General features: G+C 64.8%; 17 protein-coding genes. 8 read left to right on the plus strand and 9 right to left on the minus strand.

Annotated features, from left to right (window positions below; genetic code table 11):
• The first annotated feature begins 227 nt into the window (after positions 1-227).
• Entirely contained in the window at positions 228-1478 is a 1251-nt protein-coding gene (locus C266_RS17665; protein WP_010805005.1) for an EAL domain-containing protein, read from the plus strand.
• 1 nt (position 1479) lies between these two features.
• Here C266_RS17665 and C266_RS17670 read toward each other — a convergent pair whose 3' ends face one another.
• On the minus strand, positions 1480-2589 hold the full coding sequence (locus C266_RS17670; protein WP_010805004.1) for an NADH:flavin oxidoreductase/NADH oxidase: 1110 nt from the start codon (positions 2587-2589) through the stop codon (positions 1480-1482).
• Positions 2590-2756: 167 nt separating this feature from the next.
• On the opposite strand from C266_RS17670, the gene C266_RS17675 reads away from it, so the two are divergent.
• Positions 2757-3680 carry a LysR family transcriptional regulator gene (locus C266_RS17675; RefSeq protein ID WP_010805003.1) on the plus strand — a complete coding sequence of 308 codons (924 nt, stop codon included), beginning with the start codon at positions 2757-2759 and terminating at the stop codon, positions 3678-3680.
• 24 nt (positions 3681-3704) lie between these two features.
• On the opposite strand, the gene C266_RS17680 is transcribed toward C266_RS17675, so the two are convergent.
• Positions 3705-4853, minus strand: a complete 1149-nt coding sequence (locus C266_RS17680; RefSeq protein ID WP_010805002.1) for an ABC transporter substrate-binding protein — start codon at positions 4851-4853, stop codon at positions 3705-3707.
• A 215-nt stretch (positions 4854-5068) separates the two neighbouring features.
• On the opposite strand from C266_RS17680, the gene C266_RS17685 reads away from it, so the two are divergent.
• A complete protein-coding gene (locus C266_RS17685) occupies positions 5069-6433 on the plus strand; it encodes an LLM class flavin-dependent oxidoreductase (RefSeq protein WP_010805001.1) in 1365 nt (454 codons plus the stop codon).
• Between the two features lie 91 nt (positions 6434-6524).
• Here C266_RS17685 and C266_RS17690 read toward each other — a convergent pair whose 3' ends face one another.
• From C266_RS17690 to C266_RS17700, 3 genes are all read right to left on the minus strand, one after another.
• Positions 6525-6869, minus strand: coding sequence for a cupin domain-containing protein (locus C266_RS17690; protein ID WP_010805000.1), 345 nt, complete (start codon positions 6867-6869; stop codon positions 6525-6527).
• A gap of 24 nt (positions 6870-6893) precedes the next feature.
• Positions 6894-8366 carry an NAD-dependent succinate-semialdehyde dehydrogenase gene (locus C266_RS17695; RefSeq protein WP_010804999.1) on the minus strand — a complete coding sequence of 491 codons (1473 nt, stop codon included), beginning with the start codon at positions 8364-8366 and terminating at the stop codon, positions 6894-6896.
• 145 nt (positions 8367-8511) lie between these two features.
• Positions 8512-9609, minus strand: coding sequence for a tartrate dehydrogenase (locus C266_RS17700; RefSeq protein WP_010804998.1), 1098 nt, complete (start codon positions 9607-9609; stop codon positions 8512-8514).
• Positions 9610-9737: 128 nt separating this feature from the next.
• On the opposite strand from C266_RS17700, the gene C266_RS17705 reads away from it, so the two are divergent.
• Positions 9738-10688 carry a LysR substrate-binding domain-containing protein gene (locus C266_RS17705; protein ID WP_010804997.1) on the plus strand — a complete coding sequence of 317 codons (951 nt, stop codon included), beginning with the start codon at positions 9738-9740 and terminating at the stop codon, positions 10686-10688.
• Positions 10689-10720: 32 nt separating this feature from the next.
• Here the strand turns inward: C266_RS17705 and C266_RS17710 are convergent, their stop codons facing one another.
• The 4 genes from C266_RS17710 to C266_RS17725 form a co-directional block, all read right to left on the minus strand.
• Positions 10721-11215 carry an Lrp/AsnC family transcriptional regulator gene (locus C266_RS17710; protein WP_010804996.1) on the minus strand — a complete coding sequence of 165 codons (495 nt, stop codon included), beginning with the start codon at positions 11213-11215 and terminating at the stop codon, positions 10721-10723.
• A 119-nt stretch (positions 11216-11334) separates the two neighbouring features.
• Complete coding sequence (locus C266_RS17715; RefSeq protein WP_010804995.1) at positions 11335-12738, minus strand: aminotransferase class III-fold pyridoxal phosphate-dependent enzyme; 1404 nt, start codon at positions 12736-12738, stop codon at positions 11335-11337.
• A gap of 158 nt (positions 12739-12896) precedes the next feature.
• Positions 12897-13823 carry a glyoxylate/hydroxypyruvate reductase A gene (locus C266_RS17720; RefSeq protein ID WP_010804994.1) on the minus strand — a complete coding sequence of 309 codons (927 nt, stop codon included), beginning with the start codon at positions 13821-13823 and terminating at the stop codon, positions 12897-12899.
• 14 nt (positions 13824-13837) lie between these two features.
• On the minus strand, positions 13838-14719 hold the full coding sequence (locus tag C266_RS17725) for a GNAT family N-acetyltransferase (RefSeq protein WP_010804993.1): 882 nt from the start codon (positions 14717-14719) through the stop codon (positions 13838-13840).
• A 331-nt stretch (positions 14720-15050) separates the two neighbouring features.
• On the opposite strand from C266_RS17725, the gene C266_RS17730 reads away from it, so the two are divergent.
• From C266_RS17730 to C266_RS17745, 4 genes are all read left to right on the plus strand, one after another.
• A complete protein-coding gene (locus tag C266_RS17730; protein WP_010804992.1) occupies positions 15051-16529 on the plus strand; it encodes an aldehyde dehydrogenase in 1479 nt (492 codons plus the stop codon).
• A 359-nt stretch (positions 16530-16888) separates the two neighbouring features.
• On the plus strand, positions 16889-17557 hold the full coding sequence (locus C266_RS17735) for a haloacid dehalogenase type II (protein WP_010804991.1): 669 nt from the start codon (positions 16889-16891) through the stop codon (positions 17555-17557).
• A gap of 51 nt (positions 17558-17608) precedes the next feature.
• Positions 17609-18886, plus strand: a complete 1278-nt coding sequence (locus tag C266_RS17740; protein ID WP_010804990.1) for an FAD-binding oxidoreductase — start codon at positions 17609-17611, stop codon at positions 18884-18886.
• A 73-nt stretch (positions 18887-18959) separates the two neighbouring features.
• Entirely contained in the window at positions 18960-20573 is a 1614-nt protein-coding gene (locus tag C266_RS17745; protein WP_010804989.1) for an ABC transporter substrate-binding protein, read from the plus strand.
• Positions 20574-20637 lie beyond the last annotated feature (64 nt).

A 20637-nucleotide genomic window follows, 5' to 3' on the forward strand; every position in this document is an offset into this window, starting at 1 on the left:
CATCATTAAGTACGCAGCAAACGGAACGCAATGCCGCACTCGCAAGCCCTGCCGAATCTCGCGGAGAAGCCCCATTCTGGTGCAATCATGCCGCTCACTGGTGCGATGCGTCACAACGCCGGGGGAAAATCGCGGACAATATTGCCGGCGCCGCCGGGCGCCTTTGAGCACGCTTCTTGCTCATCTATTCTGTACATAACACTGCTGCCCCCGCGCCTGCCTCTACCATGACCATGATCGATCTCGACGCCCCCGGTTTGCTGCCGCCCCGTCTGACAGCGGCCGAGGACGGCCGACGCATCGTCATTTACGGCGACTTCACGATTTGCAGCGTCTTCCAACCGGTGTTCTCGGTCTCGCACCGCCGCGCCATCGGCTATCACGCGTCCTTGCGCGCGCATGACGCCGAAGGCCGTCACGTTCCATCGCATGAAGTCTTCACGCTCGCGGCACGTCACGGCGACATGCTCGAACTCGGCCGGCTGGCCGAATCGCTGCATCTGGGCAACTTCTGCGAGTTCGATGGCCGCGACGCGTGGCTCTTCCTGAGCCTGCACCCTGCGGCATTGATGGACACGATCTACGGCGAGGCGCTCATCGCCACGCTCAAGGCCACCGGCCTGTCGCCGCAGCGCGTGGTGCTCGAAGTCCCGGAACAGGCGGGCGGCGACACGCCGCGCTTCGGCGCCATTGTCGGCAGCCTGCGCAAGGCGGGTTTCCTCATTGCGCTGGGCGGCTTCGGCGCCAAGCACTCGAACATCGACCGGGTATGGGATCTGCGCCCCGATATCGTGGCGCTCGATCGCGGCATTCTCGCGCAGGCGACCGAGCAATCGCACTTGGCGCACGTGCTGCCCGGCCTCGTGTCGCTGCTGCACGAATCGGGGCAGTTGGTCATGATGTGCGGACTCACGACGGATCGCGAAGCGCTGCTCGCCCTGGAGTGCAACGTGGACTTCGTGCAAGGGCAGCACTTTGCGGCGCCCGACGTCGATCCCGTACCGCCGAAGGTTGCCGCCGAGCGCATGGACGTGCTCTCGGCGGGACTGCGCACGCTACTGGTCGAGCGCGAGCGCGCCGAGCATGCGCGGCTTGCACCCTACGTGGCGGGCATCGAATCGGCGGCGGCGCGCATCGCACAGGGGCAGGACATCAAACAGGCCACGCACGACTTGCTCGCGCTGCCCGATGCGGCACGCTGCTTTCTGCTCGACCCTCTCGGACGCCAGATCGGCGACAACGTGCTGCCGCACAGCCATTCCTCGCAACGCGCCAAACGTTTCCGTCCGCTGTTGCATTCGGAGGGTGCGAACTGGGCGCGGCGGCCTTACTTCATCGAAGCCATGCGCGCGCCCGGCGAGGTGCATTTCACCCCGCCTTATCTCTCGATCAACGAGGCGCACCTTTGTGTGACGGCCTCGATTGCCACGCCCACCCAACAGGGGCTGCACGTGCTCTGCGTCGATATCAACTGGTAACTCAGGTGGTCGCGCGTTGCACGCGATAGCGTTCGAGCCAGTGAGCATACGGCGCGGGAAGCACCCACGACGCACGGGCCACGTCAAGCTCGCGTGCCGCGTAGTACGGCCAGTGCGGGTTGGCCAGCAACGCGCGGCCGATCATCACGAGATCCATCTGACCGTCGGCCACCACGCGGTTGGCCGCGTGGGGGTCGTCAATGCCCCACGACGACGCCACGGCAATGCCGGCTTCCTTCTTGACGCGCTCGGCAATCGGCGCGAGGAACGCTGACCCCCAGGGGATATTCGCGGTGGGCGTCGAGAAACCAACGCTCACGTTCAACAGATCGAGACCGCCTTCGCGCATCTGACGCGTGAGCGCGATCGATTCCGCCAACGTCTGTTCATCGCGGCCGTCGTACTCGATCACGCCGAAACGGGCCGTGAGGGGCAGATGGTCAGGCCACACTTCGCGCACGGCGGCGAGCGTCTCGAGCAGGAAGCGGCTGCGCCCGGCGAGGTCACCGCCGTAGGCGTCGTCGCGATGGTTCGCGTGGAGCGAGAAGAAGCTCTGCGCCAGATAGCCGTGGGCAAAGTGCAGTTCCAGCCACTCGAAGCCTGCGGCCAGCGCGCGGCGCGCTGCCGCCACGAAGTCGGCCTTCACGCGCGCGATGTCGTCGAGGGTCATCGCCTTCGGTACCTTGCCGAGATGCGCCCCGAACGGGACTGCGGACGGCGAGATCGTCGGCCAGCCGCGCGGATCGTCTTCCCCGATATGGTCGTCGCCTTCCCACGGGCGGTTGGCACTCGCCTTGCGGCCGGCGTGCGCGATCTGAATGCCGGGCACCGCGCCGTGCGCCTTGATGGCCGAGGCGATGCGGGCCATGCCTTGCGCCTGCTCGTCGTTCCACAGCCCCGTACATCCGGGGGAAATACGGCCTTCGGGCGAGACAGCGGTCGCCTCGACAATCACCAGACCGGCACCCCCACGCGCAAGACCGGCGTAATGGGCAAGGTGCCAATCGTTGGTGACACCGTCGACGGCGCTGTACTGACACATCGGCGGAATCGCAACGCGGTTGCGCAACTTGACGCTTTTCAGCGCAAACGGGGAAAACAGGGCGGACATGAGGGGTTCTCTAGGGAGTCAGGGAAAGCGGCGCCGGCTGGCGGAGCGCTGGGCGCCTGGCAGCGATTCGTGGCACCTCGACCGATTGCGGCCGACACCAGCAATACTAGCCGCACACCACTATAATGAAAACCATCTGTCCATTATCAAATCGATAACAGTTCATTATGGTCAATCCTCAGTGGCTCAAATCGTTCGCCACGCTCGCCGAGCTGGGTAACTTCACGCGCACCGCCGACCGGCTGGGCCTCACGCAGGCCGCCGTGAGCCAGCATGTGAAGCATCTCGAGGAGGCGTTCGGGCCGTTGCTCGTGCGGCGTCCACGCGCCGTGGAACTCACGCCCGCCGGGCAGGCGTTGCTGACCTACTGTCTTGAGGTCGAATGTGCGGCCCGGCACCTGCGCTCGCGTCTGGACGATGCGAACGAGGAATGCGGCGTCATTACGCTCATCACGCCGGGCAGCATCGGGCTGTACCTGTGTCCGATCCTGCTCGATATGCAGAAGGCCAACCCCGCGATGGCCGTACGGCATCGCTTCGCTCCCGACCGCGAAGTGCTCGAAGGCGTATTACAGAATCACTTTGAGCTGGGACTGGTGACGTTGCGGCCGGAAGACCCGCGTCTCGCCGCCACGCCGTTCACGCAGGAACCGCTCGAACTGGTGGTCCCGGCGGGGGAAGACGTGCACACGTGGGAAGACCTGAAGCGCATCGGGTACATCGATCATCCGGACGGCGAAGCGATGTCGACACGTTTGCTCAGCCGCCGCTTCCCGGGCAATCCGGGCGTGCAGAGCCTGCCGTGCAAGGGATGCACGAACCAGGTCAGTCTGATTCTCGAATATGTCGCTCGCGGTCTGGGATTCACCATCATTCCGCAGTACGCGCGACAGGCGTTTGCCTTGCAGGACGCCATTCGGGTGGTGGACTGCGGCCCGCCGGTGGTCGACACGCTGTGGCTCATCCATCGGGCCGAATGGCCGCTCTCAGCGCGCGCGCAACGCGCCGTGGCGCTGCTGCGCGAACGCGTCGATGCGCCGCGCCCGCATGCGTTCGGTGGCAAACGCGTCTTGCAGCCAACGAGCGCCTGACCTGAGCGCAAGACCTCTCTCGGCTTATCGCGCCGCCTGCGTGAACTTGTTGAACGACGTATCGAAGAGTCCGCGCACGTCGAAGCCCTTGGTCAGCGTGCCGGTCTTCACGAAATCGTCCACGCTCTTCTGCGCTTCGGCGATGGCGCTGTCCGTCAGCGGTTCATAGCGAATGCGTGACGTACTGAACCACTGATGCGCCAGCTTGGGATCGACGCGCGACTTGGCTGACCAGACATCCGCGTAGCGTTCGACATGTCGTGCGTCCGCCAGCGACCACTCGCGCGCACGCTGATAACGCTGAACGAAATCCCCCAACAATTCACGCTTGCTATCGATCACCTTCTGCGTCGTGGACAGATAACTCTGCGCCGCAATCAGGCCCCGAGCCGTCACCACCGTACGTGCGCCGGCCTGACGCAAGCGCGAGACGTACGGTTCCCACGTCGCCGTCGCATCCACCTTGCCCGCCTGTAACGCCGCCGCCGAATCGACAGACGCGAGATACGAGTACTTCACCGCGTCGAGCGGCAAGCCAGCCGACGTCAACGCCGCTTGCACCAGTTGCTGTGACCAGCCGCCGCGCGTGATGGCCACCGTCTTGCCCTTCAGGTCGGCCACCGTCTTGATTTGCGTGTGTGGCCCCGCGAGCAACACCACGCTGTCGGGACTGTCGCGGTAAATGCCGATGACTTTGACGGGCGCACCCTGCGCGGCGAGGAACAGCACCGGACCGTCGCCTTGCAGACCAATGTCGAGCGCGCCCGCATTGACCGCTTCGATCACGGGGGTGCCCGCCGGAAACTGCTTCCATGCAACGGTGTAGGGAGCATCCTGCAACACCCCCGACGCTTCAAAGAGACTCTGCCCGTTGTACGCCTGATCGCCGACGACAAGGACCGGTTTATCGGCCGCTTTGCTCGCGAACGGCAGAATCGCGGCGACGCTCAGCGCGGCGGCAGCGCCACGACGCAGGCGAACACGCCACGCCGGCCAACGCTCACGCAGACGGCTGCGCAGATCGCGCTTCGCCGAGCGCGTCAGCGTCGCCCGTAACAGCGCTGCGCGCGACGGTGCTGAGATATAGAGACCAAAAGCAATCGCGGAGGCGGCGATGAATTCATCGATCACCGGGTTCACCGCCGGTGTGTTGGAGGAAGCGGATGTCTTCATGTCATGACGCCACACCGAAGCGCGGCTGCGGAAGTAATCGGACGTGTCAGTCTAGGCAAGCCCGCCCGCGTCCCCAACCATCGATTGATGCGATCCATAGCGCGCGCCGCGCCGGTTTGCATATTCGGGTTTGCTTATCGAATTTCGTTGTTTGTCTCGGCATGCGGCGCTCTCGTATCGTGATCGTCTATCGAAATCGAAATGAGAGTCACGTCATGAGCCAACCTGCCCGCAAGCTCCGGCTGGGCGCCTACATGTCGGGGTCCGGCGTGCAAGGCGATAGCTGGCGCCATCCCGACACGGACACCGACGCCTATTCGCAATTCGCTCGCTATCGTCATTACGCACAAACGTTGGAGCGCGGTTGCTTCGACGCCCTGTTTTTCTTCGACAACCTCTTCATGTCGACCGACCCGGTGTCGCTCGCCCATAGCCCCGGTGCACCGCGCTGGGACCCGGTCGTGCTGCTCGCCGGTCTGGCCGGGGCAACGAAGCACATCGGTCTGGTGGCATCGGTAAGCACCACGTACAGCGAGCCCTACAACGTGGCGCGCGCCTTCGCCTCGCTCGACCATCTCTCGGGCGGCCGCGCGGGCTGGAATATGGTGACGTCCACGGGCGGGGGCGAGAACTTCAATCGCGACGATCACGTCGATCATGCCGTGCGATACGAGCGCGCCAACGAGTTCTACGACGTGGTGACCGGTCTCTGGGACAGCCACGCCGACGACGCCTTCCCGCGCAACAAAGCCACGGGCCAATGGGCCGATCCGGCGCGTATTCGCAAACTCGATCATCGGGGCAAGCACTTCCGCGTGCGCGGTCCACTCAGCGCACCGCGCCCGGTACAGGGATGGCCGGTGATCGCGCAGGCCGGTTCGAGCGAAGCCGGGCGCGAGTTGGCCGCGCGTGCGGGTGAATTGCTCTACACCGCTGCGCAGGACATCGAAGACGCACGCGCGTTCTATACCGATGTGAAAACACGGGCGTTGAAGTATGGCCGTCGCCCGGAACACATCTTCATTCTGCCGGGCGTGTCGCCCATTGTCGGCCGCACGCAAGCCGAGGCGCAGGACATCTACGACACCTTGCTGGCGCATCGCGATCCCGCCGTCGTACTGCACTCACTCACGAACTATGCGAGTCTGGGCATCGACCTCGGCAGCCTGCCGCTCGACGCGAAGGTACCGCTGCCCGAACAGGTGCCGGAGACGAACTCGCACAAGAGCCGTCAGAAGCTGCTGGTGGACTGGATTCGGCGTGAACGGCCGACAGTGCGTCAGCTCTATACGCGATTCACCGGGGGCGGTCATCGCGTGCTGGTCGGCACGCCGGAATCGATCGCCGACGATTTTCAGCACTGGTTCGAGACAGGCGCAGCCGACGGCTTCAACATCATGTTCCCGAGCGCGCCGAGCGGCATCGAGGATTTCGTCGATCTGGTCGTGCCGGAATTGCAGCGGCGCGGGTTGTTCCGCACACGTTATGAAGGCCACACGTTCCGCGAGAATCTGGGCGTGCCGGCGGTGCCGAATCGACACTTCAATGATGCGGCAACCGCCGTGGCGTCGGTCGCATAAGCGAGGTAACGCATCGAGGCTGACACAGATAGCGAGTGCCGCACTGCGCCGGTGATGGGCGTCACCGGCGCGGCGTATGCCGGCGTACGACTCAGAAAATCACATACACCTTGCGAATGGTCTCGTCGATCTGCCAGAGACCTTCGGTATTGGCTTCGAAGAACAGCGTGTCGCCCGGCGCGATCTCCAGCGGCACCTCGCCATCGGGCGTAAACGTCGCGCGCCCCGCCAGAAAATGCATCACTTCGGCCTGCTTGACCGAGCGTCGATAGGTGCCCGGTGTGCATTCGAACACTCCGGTATCGATCGCCTCGTTGCCCGGAATCACCTTCTGCACGCCGCTGACCTGCGCCGGCGTGGTTCCCGGCAGGCCCGCGGTGCCCCAATCTTCCAGGCCGCGCAACTGGGCGCTCTGCCTGATCTGCTGCACTTTCATGAATGACTCCTGTCGCGCGTGCCGTCAGGCGAGATTGCCCTGGCACAGATACTTGATGGCGAGATAATCGTCGAGGCCGTACTTCGACCCCTCGCGCCCATAGCCCGACTCTTTGACGCCGCCGAACGGCGCAGCTTCGCTGGCGAGCGCGCCTTCGTTGATGCCCACGATGCCGGCCTCGAGCGCACCGGCCACCCGCTCGATGCGGCGCAGGTTTTCACTGTAGAAATAGGCCGCGAGCCCGAACGGCGTGTCGTTGGCCCGCTGGACAACTTCGTCTTCCGTCTCGAAGCGGAACAGCGGTGCGACGGGACCGAACGTCTCTTCGCATGTCAGCGCCATGCTTTCGTCGGCGTTGATGAGCACCGTAGGCGCGTAGTAGTTGGGCCCCAGCACATCGAGCCGCTTGCCGCCTGTCGTCACGTGCGCGCCCCTTGCGACGGCATCGTCGACATGGCGGGCGATTTTCTCGACCGCCCGTGCATTGATCATCGGGCCGATCTGCGCCTGATCGTCGGTCGCGGGCGCCACCTTGAGTGCCGCAACGGCTTCGGTCAGCATGCCCGCGAAACGCTCGTACACACCGGCCTGCACGTAGATGCGATTCGGGCACACGCACGTCTGTCCGCCGTTGCGGAACTTGGCCGCCATCAGGCCCGCCACGGCAGCCGGCAGATCCGCATCGTCGAACACGATGAACGGCGCGTTGCCGCCAAGCTCCAGCGACAGTTTCTTGAGCGTGCCGGCGGACTCGCGCGCGAGATGCTTGCCGACCGGCGTCGAGCCGGTGAACGTGATCTTGCGCACGCGCGCGTCGGCCAGCCATTCGGCGACAGCGCTCACGCCCTGCTCTCGCGACGCGGCAATCATGTTGAGCACCCCGGCTGGCAGACCGGCATCTTCTGCCAGATACGCCAGCGCAAGCGCCGTCAATGGTGTGTCTTCGGCAGGTTTGGCCACGACCGTGCAACCGACAGCCAGCGCCGGTGCGATCTTGCGCGCGATCATCGCCAGCGGGAAGTTCCACGGCGTCACCGCCGCCACGATCCCGATCGGCTCCTTGACTGCCATCATGCGCTTGCCGCGCGTCTGCGTCGGGATGATGTCGCCGTACACGCGCGTCGCCTCATCGGCGAACCACGCCACATACGACGCGCCGTAATTGACCTCGCCACGCGCCTCGGCGAGCGGCTTGCCCTGCTCCATCGAAATCAGCCGCGCAAGATCCTCGCGATGCCCGATGATCGCGGCATGCCAGCGGCGCAAGAACGCGGCACGCTCGGCCGGCAACGTGGCGCGCCACGCCGGCAATGCGCGCTCGGCAGCGTCGACCGCAGCGCGGGCATCGGCCGGCGCGGCGTCGGCCACTTGCGCAATGGTCTCGCCCGTGGCGGGATTGGTCACGACGAAGCGTCGCCCGGTGACGGCATCCTGCCATTCGCCATCGACTATCTGTTGCGTGCGCAGCAGTTCAGTGCGCGTGAGTTCCAGCGTCATATTGCATTCTCCGGTTGCTTCATCGATACCGCCGCACGAAAACGCACAGCGGTATCGGTATCAAGGTCATCGTTGCAAAAGGGGCCGATGACTCGCCTGACGAACAAGACAGGGACGTAGAGGGCCTGAGAAATATCGGTGCGTGTCAGGCGCTCAGCACGGCGGCGATCGCCTCGCCGACTTCGGTCGTGCTGGCGGTACCGCCCATGTCGCCCGTGCGCGGGCCGTCCTTGATGACGGCGCCAATTGCCGCGACGATCGCGTCGTGCGCTTCGCGCGCGCGGCCCTGACCCTTGCCCAGAAAGTCGAGCATCATCGCTGCGGTCCAGATCATGCCGATCGGGTTGGCGATATTCTTGCCGGCGATGTCCGGCGCCGAACCGTGTACCGGCTCGAACAGCGACGGGAAGTTGCCTTCCGGGTTGAGGTTGCCCGACGGGGCGATGCCGATCGTGCCCGTGCAGGCAGGGCCCAGGTCCGACAGGATGTCGCCGAACAGGTTGCTCGCCACCACCACGTCGAAGCGATCCGGATTCAGCACGAAGCGTGCACACAGAATGTCGATGTGCTGCTTGTCCCACTTCACGTCCGGATACTTGGCAGCCGTCTCGGCGGCGCGCTGATCCCACCACGGCATCGAGATCGAGATGCCGTTGCTCTTGGTCGCCACGGTGATCTTCTTGGCCGCGCGTTGCTGCGCCAGTTCGAATGCGAACTTCATCACGCGCTCGGTGCCACGGCGCGTGAACACCGATTCCTGCACGACGAACTCGCGGTCGGTGCCCTCGAACATCACGCCGCCGATCGACGAGTACTCACCTTCGGTGTTCTCGCGCACGATCATGAAGTCGATGTCGCCCACTTTGCGGTTGGCGAGCGGCGACGGTACGCCGTCGAACAGGCGGGCCGGGCGCAGGTTGATGTACTGGTCGAATTCACGACGGAACTTGAGCAGCGAGCCCCACAGCGAGATGTGATCGGGCACCGTGTCGGGCCAGCCCACCGCGCCGAACAGGATCGCGTCGACGCCTTCGAGCTGCTGCTTCCAGTCGTCCGGCATCATCTGGCCGTGCAGCGCGTAGTAGTCGCAGCTAGCCCATTCGATGTGCTGGTACTCGAGCGGGATGCCGAAGCGGCGGCTGACCGCGTCAAGCGCGCGCAGGCCTTCGGGCATCACTTCCTTGCCGATGCCATCGCCCGGAATGACGGCGATACGGAACGGGCGAGAAACAGTGGCGGTCATGGTTGTCTCCTGAAATGTCCAAAACGATCGATGGGCTGAGCATCGGGTATGTGTGAAGTCTATTTCACCAAAAACCGAATAGAATCCACCTAACTGTTGACCAACTATCCACGAAGTGTGAATAAAGCATGGCACTGACCTCTCCCGCCCTGTCCGCCTCGCCGAATCTCGACGACCTGCGCGTGTTTTGCCTCGTGGCGCGCAAGGCCAGCTTCTCTGCCGCCGCAGACACATTGAACGCGTCGCCGGCCTATGTGAGCAAACGCGTCGGCATACTCGAAGCGTCGCTGGGCACCAAGCTGCTGCACCGCTCCACACGCCGCGTCACCATCACCGATGCCGGCGAACGTGTCTATGCCTGGGCCGAGAAGATTCTCGACGACGTGCATCATCTGATCGAGGACGTCTCGACCACCCGCCAGGTGCCGCGCGGCATGTTGCGTGTATCGAGCAGTTTCGGCTTCGGGCGGCACATGGTGGCGCCTGCCATGTCGCGCCTGCGCGAGCTGCATCCGCAACTGAACGTGCGGCTCGATCTGTTCGATCGCATCGTGGACGTCGCGGCCGAAGGATACGACCTCGACGTGCGCATCGGCGACGACATCGCACCGCATCTGATTGCCAAGCGACTGGCGGCCAATCACCGTGTGCTGTGTGCATCGCCCGCCTATCTCGCCGAGCACGGTACGCCGCGACAGATCGACGATCTGGCCGGGCACGCCTGTATCGCCATCAAGGAGCGCGATCACCCGTTCGGCGTGTGGCGCTTGTCGCATCGCGGCGAGACGGTGTCGCTCAAGGTCACCGGCCCGCTGTCGACCAATCACGGCGAAGTGGCCGTGCAATGGGCGCTTGATGGGCAGGGCATTCTGCTACGTTCGATCTGGCAGGTGCAGCCGCTGCTCGAGGACGGCACGCTGGTGCAGGTACTGCCCGATGTGACGCAGCCCGCTAACGTGTGGGCGGTCTATCCGACACGACTTGCCGGGTCGGCGAAAGTCCGCGCGTGCGTGAACTTCCTGGCCGAGGAATTCAGTCATTGGGAAGGCGGCATGGGCGTGCCCGCGTCGACACGCTGAGATGCGGGTGAGTCGGCTGCCCCCCGATGTGCTCAGCCTCGCGGAGCGAACAGGGATTCGAGCGGATACTGCGTCTTGACGAACGGCGACTTGATGATGACGTAGCTGAAGTACTTCTCGATGCCAATGTCGCGCTCCAGCAGCCCTTCGATGATGCTTTGATAGTGACTGACGCTGCGCGTGACGAACTTGAGCAGGTAGTCGTAACCGCCGCTGGCGAGATGGCACTCGACGATTTCGTCGACATCGCGAATGGCGTCGACAAAGCGGATGAAGTCCTCGCGGCGATGATCCGCCAGGGTCACTTCGGTGAAGACCAACTGAACGTCGCCGAGCTTTTCAAGCTGAATCTGCGCACCGTAGCCGGCGATGTAACCGGCTTTTTCAAGGCGCTTGACGCGTATCAGGCACGGGCTCGGCGAGAGGCCGACGGCGTCGGCCAGTTCCAGGTTGGTAATGCGGCCTCGCTTTTGCAACTGCGAGAGAATGCGCAAGTCGATACGGTCAAGTTTGCAGTCCGTGCCCATCGTCGTGTCTTCGCGCCCGCAGGGGCTTGGTCAATCGTAGATCGTCAACGATCTTAACACAGCGCTAACGCGCCACAAGCCCCCGCACGAGGCCGCCCATCATGCCGTCGAGCCCCTGCTCATGCGGCTTTCCGGGCCCCCTGCGCGGCGCTCACCGCCGCCTTCACGGCGTCGTCCTGCAGCACTTCGTCGAGCGTGGCGCGCACGCGATCGACCATCAGCGAAACGTCCTGCGCGGTGAAACACAACGCCGGTGCGAAGCCCAGGATGTTGTCGGCGAACGCACGGAAAATCACACCGTGCCGATACGCCGCCGAAGCGATCTTGTCCGACAGTTTCACCGCCGGATCGAAGCGCGCCTTGGTGGCCTTGTCGGCCACGAGCTCTACCGCACCGAGCAGACCGAGATGGCGCGAGTCGCCGACCATCGGGTGATCGAGCAGCGAGTCGAGCCCCGCACCGAACACCGGCGCCACCGCCTGAGCGTTGGCCAGCAAGCCGCCTTCGTACAGTCGGATGACTTCGAGCGCCACGGCGGCACTCACCGGATGCGCAGAGTACGTCTGCCCATGCCCGACAACGGCGCCGTGCTCGCCCTCGGCGATGGCCTGATAAATCGCGTCGCTCATGAGCACGGCCCCCATCGGCGCATAGCCTGAGGTCAGGCCCTTGGCCACGGTCATCATGTCCGGCTCGACCTGTTCGATCTCGCACGCGAACATCGGACCCGTGCGGCCGAAGCCCGTGATGACCTCGTCGGCCACGAACAGGATATCGAGGCGTTTGCACGCGTCGCGCATGGCCCGCAGCCAGCCCTTCGGCGGCACGATCACGCCGCCCGAGCCCTGTACCGGCTCGCAGAAGAACGCCGCCACATAATCGCTGCCGCCGAGCGCCGCCACTTTCGCTTCGAGCGCCGCCACACTGGCATCGATCAGCGCCTGGCCGTCACGCCCCAGCGGATCGCGATAGGCGTACGGCGACGGCAGATAGTGCTGCGTCGGCAGCGGCACGTCGAAGCCGCGGTGGAACGACGCCAGTGCCGTGAGCCCCGCGCCCACCGACGAAGCGCCGTGATAGCCACGCTCCAGCGAGATGAAATGCTTCTTCTGCGCACGGCCTGTGACGTTGTAGTAATGCGTGATGAAGCGCAACGCAGCGTCGACCGCGTCCGAGCCACCGAGCGAGAAGTAGACGTGCTGCAGCGAGCGCGGCGCGATCGAGACCAACTTCTCGGCCAGTTGTGCGGCCGGTGCGCTGCCGAAGTGGAAATAGCCGGTGGCGTACGGCAGCTTCGTCATCTGTTCGGCCGCCGCCGCAACGACGCTCTGCTGCCCGTAGCCGACGTTCACACACCACAGCCCCGCGAAAGCATCGAGCAATTCGTTGCCGTCGATGTCGCGCAGGTAAGCGCCGTGACCGGATTCGAGCAACGTCGCACCGCGCTGTTCGTGGGCGCGATAGCTGACGACGGGATGGATCAGATGCCGGCGGTCGGCATCGAGAAGCGCTTGCTTGGCCATTGGATTCTCTCGGCTTGTCGATGGAAGGGGGTGAACACGCCTTCCATACTAGAGAGTCGCCGGCACGCACGCGCCGCCAAATAATGCCGAAAAAAGAATGTGCGCCGCGTATTTTCGGCGCACGCAGCATTTTCTGCTGTGCGGGGTCCGCCCAGATGTCAGTAGCCCTGGCTGCGATCGATCTGACCGATCATCGGCAGCCCGTCGCGATGCCGGCGCAGGTTGTCGAGCACCACTTCCACGGCCGTCTCCGGACGCGTGGCGCTGGCGATATGCGGCGTGATGCGCACGTTCGGGTGAGCCCACAGCGGATGCGACGCCGGCAGCGGCTCCGGATCGGTCACATCGAGAATGGCATTTGCCAGATGACCGCTGTCGAGCAGCGCCAGCAGATCGTACTGATTGAGATGGCCGCCGCGACCGACATTGATCAACGATGCCCCGCGCGGCAGCCCCGAGAGCAGACGTTTGTCCAGAATGCCGCGCGTTGTTGCGGTGAGCGGCAGCAGGCAGATGAGATAGTCGGTGCGCGCAAGAAAGGCGTTCAGCGACGCGTAGCCGGCATAGCAATTCACGCCCTCGACCTCGCGCGGCGTACGGCTCCAGCCGGCGCAATCGAAGCCGAAGCGACGCAGTTCCGCCAACACGGCCTGCCCAAGCATGCCCAGGCCGAGTACACCGACACGGCGCTCGCCGGCGGGCACCACCGTCAATTCCGTCCACTCGCGTGCCGCCTGCTGGCGGGCATACGCAAAGATGTCGCGATGCAACGTCAGCACGGCCTGCGTGACGTACTCCACCATACCCTCGATGATGCCGGGCTCGACCATGCGCACCACCGGCACATGCGCCGGTATCAGCGACAGGTCGAACTGGTCGATGCCGGCCCCGGTCGAGAACACCACTTCGACGTTAGGCAGCAGCGAATGCAAGTCTTCGGGTGGCTTCCAGGCGGCGAGGTATCTCACATCGCGGGCATCGCCCACGTCGGGCCACATGCGAAAGCCCGCCTCGGGGGCGCGCTCGGCGAACAGACGCGCCCAGACGGCGCCGCGCGCCGGATCGGCCTTGTACAAAAACGACATTGCCCGCCCCCCTGTCAGCCGATGGCCTGATTGATGATGGCGAACTGGCAGAATTCGTCGTCGCTGCGCGGCACACCGTTACGGGCCATCTTCACGACGGTATCGACACGCGCCAGCCCAAGCGACGCAAGCCAGTCGGTCAGCCCGCTGTCTGCCGGTGTATCAATCCGCACGAAGCGGCCTTCGTGCAGCGTCAGCCAGTGCGCGATCATCGCCTCGGCGCGCTGCTGCGCCAGTGCGTCGCCCCCCTTGCGGCTCACCACCACCGGGCCGATCACGAAGCCGCGGCCGAAACGGCGGAACAGCGAGAAGCCGAGCAGTTCGCCATCGTGCTCCAGCGCGATGCCATCGGCGATATCGAGCAATGCCGGCAGAATGCGACGGCGATCGAGATCGCTGGCACGGCTGGCGAGCACGATCAGGCGCTCCGGATCGTTGGCGCCGAGCGGGCGCAGCCGCTCGCCGGGCGGCAGTTCCATCAACGGCGGGCGACGTGCGGTGCCCTGGTGCTGATCGATCTTGCCGATGGCGGTGAAGCCAAGTTTTTCATAGAGCGGCTGACCGGCCGGCGTGGCGTGCAGCACGGTCGTGCGCGAGCCGAGCGCGTCGAGCATGCGCTCCATCAGTTCGCGGCCGATGCCTCGGCCCTGCCGGTCTGGCGAGACGATGACCATGCCGAGCGAGCCGCCTGACTCGCCGTACTGCCAGTACAGTGCGGTGCCAACGACCTCGTCGCCGTCGAGCGCGACGAAACCCTGCCCCTGACGCAACAGAAAGCGCCAGTCGTCGGGTTTGTGCGGCCAGCGCGCGGCGCTGGAAAGTCGATGGCCAGCCGACACATCGGCCGCCGTGAAGGGCCGGTAGACGAGCCGGGATGATGCTGGGAATTCGGACACGCCGAGCCTCCTTGGAGCATTGCCGGATACAGGGTGAGCATGGCTCACGACGCCTTCACTATGGCGCCCCGCCCGATCATTGCATAGGACGATCCTGTTATTCGGCGCCACAATCCCGCGCGACGAAAAGAACGCGACAAAACGTGTCGCGTATGCACCGAAAACCATTGCCTCATGCGGTCTGCGCATTTGTTTCGGCGCAATCTGCCACGCGCCTCTGACTACCATGACACAGGGCAGCACCGCACGGCCCTACCCCACATCGCTCCCGTTCCCAACCAGATCGCCTGTCGGCCCGGACCGTGCGCCGAGGCGGCCCCGGAGAATCAGCATGGACAGTTTCGATCCCGCCCAGGTCAGCATCCGCAGCGGACATTTCATCGACGGCAGTCTCGTCGACGCCGGGAACACTTATGCCGACGTCATCTGCCCGTCCAGCGGGCGCCCCTACGCCGCGCTGGCGATGGCCGACGCCGGCATGGTCGATCATGCGGCCAGTCGCGCGTGGCACGCCTTCCGTCACAGTGGTTGGGCCACCTGCGCGCCGCGCGAGCGTGCCCGCGTGCTGCGCCGCCTGGCCGATCTGGTCGAAGGCGATGTCGCCACGCTCGCGCCGCTCGAAGCCATCGGCTCGACCCGCCCGGTGCGCGACGCCGCAGCCTGGGATGTGCCGTACACCGCCGAATGTCTGCGTTTCTACGCCGAGCATGCCGACAAACATGGCGGCGAGGTGGCGGCGACAGACCCGTCGCTGCTCGGCATGACCATCACCGAACCGATCGGCGTGGTGGGGGCGATCGCGCCATGGAATTTTCCGTTGGTCATGGCGATCTGGAAGGCGGCGCCCGCGCTCGCCGCCGGCAACGCCATCGTCATCAAGCCATCCGAAATGACGCCCTTTTCCGTGCTTCGACTCGCCGAACTCGCGATCCAGGCGGGTGTGCCGGCCGGCATCTTCAACGTGATACAAGGCGACGGACGTGTGACCGGCGATGCCTTGGTGCGTCATCCCCGCGTGGGCAAGGTCACGTTCACCGGTTCGACCCGCACAGGGGCGGCCATCATGACGGCCTGCGCACAAACCGGCACCAAGCCGGTGACGCTGGAGCTTGGCGGCAAGAGTCCGCAGGTCGTGTTCGCCGACGTGCCCGATCTCGACGCCGTCGCACGACGCATCGCCATGGGCATCACAGGCAATGCCGGACAAGTCTGCAACGCCGGCTCACGGCTGCTCGTCGAGGCTGGCATCGCCGACGCGTTGATCGAGCGCCTTGCCCCCATCTTCGGTGCGTTGCGCCCGGGGGCAACGTGGGCGGCCGGCACGACGCTCTCTCCCATCATCAGCGCAGCGCAGGCGCAACGTATCGGCGGACTCGTCGACCGGGCGGGCAGCGCCGGCGCCGACGTGGTATGCGGCGGCAAGCCGATCGACGGCGGCACCGGTGGCGCCTGGTATGCCCCCACCATCCTGCGAAGCGTCGACGCGCACGCCGAGATCGTGCGTGAGGAAGTCTTCGGGCCGGTGCTGACCGTGCAGACCTTCACGACCGAAGAAGAAGCGCTGCAACTGGCACAGCATGAGGACTACGGCCTGGCCGCAGGTGTGCACACGGCCAACCTTGGCCGCGCCATGCGCATGGTGCGCGGCATCGATGCGGGCAATGTCTGGGTCAACCGCTACGGCCGGTCGTCGGACTTCGTGCTGCCCACCGGTGGTTTCAAGCGCTCGGGGCTCGGCAAGGACCTCGGCCGTCAGGCATTCGAAGCCAACCTGCGCAGCAAGGCCGTGCTGATCGATCTGAACGGCTGAGCGAATGAACAGACGCGGCGCAGCGGGTGCGTGAACGCTCGCCGTTCGCTATTGACGGGCTTGCGCACCGCAGCCGGACAAACGATGAAACAGCGCACGACGCTTCCCGGCAGTCAGGCATCCGGGTTACTACCGAGCCAAAAAAGCGCGAAGCATATCGTGCTGTTCATGCCCCCTAAAACGCATGGAATTCTATGTTTGCACCGGACATTTCAACGCGAAGCCAAAATTTTGATTTGGTTTAATTTTTCACATGGATGTCGCAAAACGCGCATCCCGACACGGGCGACTTCGACGCAGCCCCCCTTTCTTTCGCCCGGGAACCCCCAAGGGTTCGCCCTTCACTGAGGACAGAGATCATGATCGACTTCGAGCCGAAATTCATCACCTTCGATTGCTACGGCACACTGGTTAAATTCCGCATGGCCGACATGGCCCGCGAAATTTACGGCGACCGCCTGCAAGGCGAGGCGATGGATAACTTCGTGAAGCTGTTTGCCGCCTATCGCCGCGACGAAGTGCTCGGTGCCTGGAAGCCCTATCGCGACGTGGTGGTCGACTCGGTGCGCCGCACCTGCGAGCGCACCGGCGTGACCTTCAAGGTCGAGGAAGCCGAACGGTTCTATCTGGCCGTGCCGACCTGGGGTCCGCACCCGGACGTGCCGGAAGGTCTGTCGCGCCTTGCCAAGAAGTACAAGCTGGTCGGCCTGACCAACGCCGCCAACGAGCAGATCATGAGCAACATCGAGAAACTCGGTGCGCCGTTTCACGCCGTGATCACTGCGGAAGAAGTCGGTGCCTACAAGCCGCGCATGCAGGGCTTCGAATACATGTTCAAGAAGCTCAATGTGCAGCCGCACGAAATCCTGCACGTGTCCTCGAGCCCGCGCTACGACCTGATGACCGCACACGACCTGGGCATCAAGCACAAGGCGATGGTGTTGCGCGGCCACGAGCCGGAAGCGCCGTTCTACGAATACACGCCGGTCAAGGACATCGTCGACCTGGCCGTGCAGCTCGGCTTGTAAGCCGCCGTTCGCTCCACCCGTTTGTCTCGTCCCTAGACTCTCACCACGCCAATGAAACTCGAATCGTACTGGCTCGATACCGCACCACGCTTCCTCGGCGCCCAGGAAGGTCCTGTCGAGGGGCGGACCGACGTCGCCGTGATCGGCGCGGGCTTCACCGGCCTGTCGGCCGCGCTGGCGCTCGGCAAGCGTGGCGCGTCGGTGACGGTGCTCGATGCCGGTCCGATCGGCGGTGGGGCCTCGGGACGCAACGGCGGGCATTGCAATACAGGCGTGGCGCAAGACTACGCGGCACTGAGCGCACAGCTCGGCGCCGAGCGCGCCCGGGACTGCTATCGCGCGTACGCCTCGGCTGTCGATACGGTCGAGCGCGTCATTCGCGAGGAAGAGATCGACTGCGACTACAGCCGCCGCGGCAAGCTCAAGCTGGCCGCCAAGCCTCATCATCTGGCGCATCTGGAAGCTACCGCAGCACTGATCGCGCGCGACGTCGATCCCGACGTGCAGCTCATCGGCCGCGCCGACATCGGTGACGAAATCGGCTCGGACGCCTTCTACGGTGGCCTGCTGCAACGTCACGGCGGCCAGATGCACATGGGCAAGTTCGCGGTCGGGCTCGCCAACGCCGCCGTCCGTCAGGGCGCGCGCATTCACGAACACGCACCGGTCTCCCAGATCGTCAAGCAGGGAGACGGCACGTACCGCGTCGTCTCCGAGCGCGGCGACGTGATCGCCGCTCAGGTGCTGGTGGCCACCGGCCCGTCGCGCCACGGACCGTTTGGCTGGTACCGGCGCCGCATGGCACCGGTCGGCTCGTTCATCATCGTGACCGAGCCGCTCGGCAGCGACACGCTCGACCGGCTGCTGCCCAAGCGTCGCGCTTACGTCACCAGCCGCCTGATGCACAACTATTTTCGGACCACGCCCGATCATCGGCTGGTGCTCGGCGGGCGGGCTCGCTTCACGGCGTCCGAACAGCCGTCGGATGCGCGCAGCGGTCGCATCCTGCGTGCCAACCTCGTTCAACTGTTTCCCTCGCTCGCCCAGGCCCGCATCGACTACTGCTGGGGTGGCCTGGTCGACATCACCGCCGACCGGCTGCCGCGCGCAGGCCAGCACGACGGCATCTACTTCTCGATGGGCTACAGCGGGCACGGCACACAGATGGCGACGCATATGGGCCAAATCATGGCCGATGTGATGAACGGCGACACCGCAGCCAATCCGTGGCGCGACTTCGACTGGCCGGCGATTCCGGGACACACGGGCAAGCCGTGGTTCCTGCCGCTGGTCGGCGCGTATTTCCGCATCAAGGATGTTTTCTATTGATTCAACCGGCGCTGCGGCGTCGCGAAAAACTGGCAACCCCGATCCTTCGGCAACCCCTACGTGGAGATGTGCAATGAAATCAGAAAAATCGGTCAACGGTGTCGACGCGCTCTGTACACCGGATGAGAGCCTGAGCCAGCGAGGCACCCAACGCCGCGATCTGCTTCGCGCGATGGCTGCCGGCGGTCTGCTGACAATGGCGGGCACGGGATTGCTGACGGCCAGCGGCCAGGCTTTCGCCCAGACGCCCAAGCGCGGCGGCAAGATTCGCGTGGCGACGCAATCGGCGTCGGCGGCCGACACGCTCGACCCCGCCAAGGGCGCACTGGCCACCGACTATGTGCGCGCCAACATGTTCTACAACGGCCTGACCGAACTCGACTCGAAACTCGGTGCCAAGCTCGCATTGGCCGAATCGATCGACACCAAGGACGCCAAGGTCTGGGTCATCAAGCTGCGCAGCGGCGTGCAGTTCCACGACGGCAAGACCCTCACGCCGAACGACGTCGCTTACTCGATTCTGCGGCACAAGGACCCTGCCACGGCCTCGAAAGCGAAGACCCTGGCCGATCAGATCAAGGACGTGAAAGCCACCGGCCCGAACGAAGTCACCATTACGCTCGAAGGCCCGAACGCCGACCTGCCGGTGATTCTCGCCACGTCGCATTTCCTCATCATTCAGGACGGCACCAAAGACTTCAAGAGCGCCGTGGGCACCGGCCCGTTCAAGGTCAAGGAGTTCTCGCCAGGGGTGCGCACAGTAGGCGTGCGTAACGAGAAGTACTGGAAGTCGGGCCTGCCGCATCTCGACGAAATCGAACTGATCGGCATCGGCGAGGAATCGGCGCGTGTGAATGCATTGCTGTCCGGCGACGTGCAGCTCATCAATTCCGTAAGCGCACGCTCGACCGAACGCATCAAGAACACCCCGGGCTTCGCCGTGCTGGAAACCAAGACCGGTCAGTACACCGACCTGATCATGCGCGACGAAGGCGGCATCACGGGCAACGCCGATTTCCGCCTCGGCATGATGCATCTGTTCGACCGCGAACAGATTCGCAAGACGGTGTTCCGAGGCTTCGGCGCCATCGGTAACGATCAGCCGATCGATCCGAGCAACCGCTACTACATGCCCGGCTTGCCGCAACGTCCGTTCGATCCGGAGAAGGCCGCGTTCCACTTTAAGAAGGCAGGCCTGACAAGCTCGCCGTTGCAGGTCTACGCGACCCCCGCCGCCGAAGGCTCGGTCGAGATGGCCATGCTGCTGCAACAGGCCGCGCCGAAGGCCGGCCTGAACCTGCAGATCACCCGCGTGCCGGCCGACGGTTACTGGGCCAACCACTGGATGAAGCACCCGCTCACGTTCGGCTCGGTCAACGCCCGCCCCAGCGCCGACGTGCTGCTCACGCAGTTCTTCCGCTCCGACGCGCCGTGGAACGAAGCCAACTGGAAGAACCCGAAGTTCGACCAATTGCTGGTGGCCGCACGCGGCGAGCCGGACGACGCCAAGCGCAAGGCGCTGTACGGTGACATTCAGACGCTCATCCATCAGAACGGCGGCATCGGCATCCCGATGTTCCTGTCGTCGCTCGACGGGCACACCACCAAGCTCAAGGGCCTGGGCTCGATCCCGCTGGCCGGGTTGATGGGCTTCGCGTTCTCCGAGCACGTCTGGCTCGACGCGTGATGCCGGCAGCGGCCGCGCCTCCGGGTGCCGGCCGCTGATGATCCTCTGGGCTCGCGCTTGCGCG

Origin of the sequence: Pandoraea sp. SD6-2, from assembly GCF_000389825.1 — a bacterium.
In the GTDB taxonomy this organism is placed as follows: domain Bacteria; phylum Pseudomonadota; class Gammaproteobacteria; order Burkholderiales; family Burkholderiaceae; genus Pandoraea; species Pandoraea communis.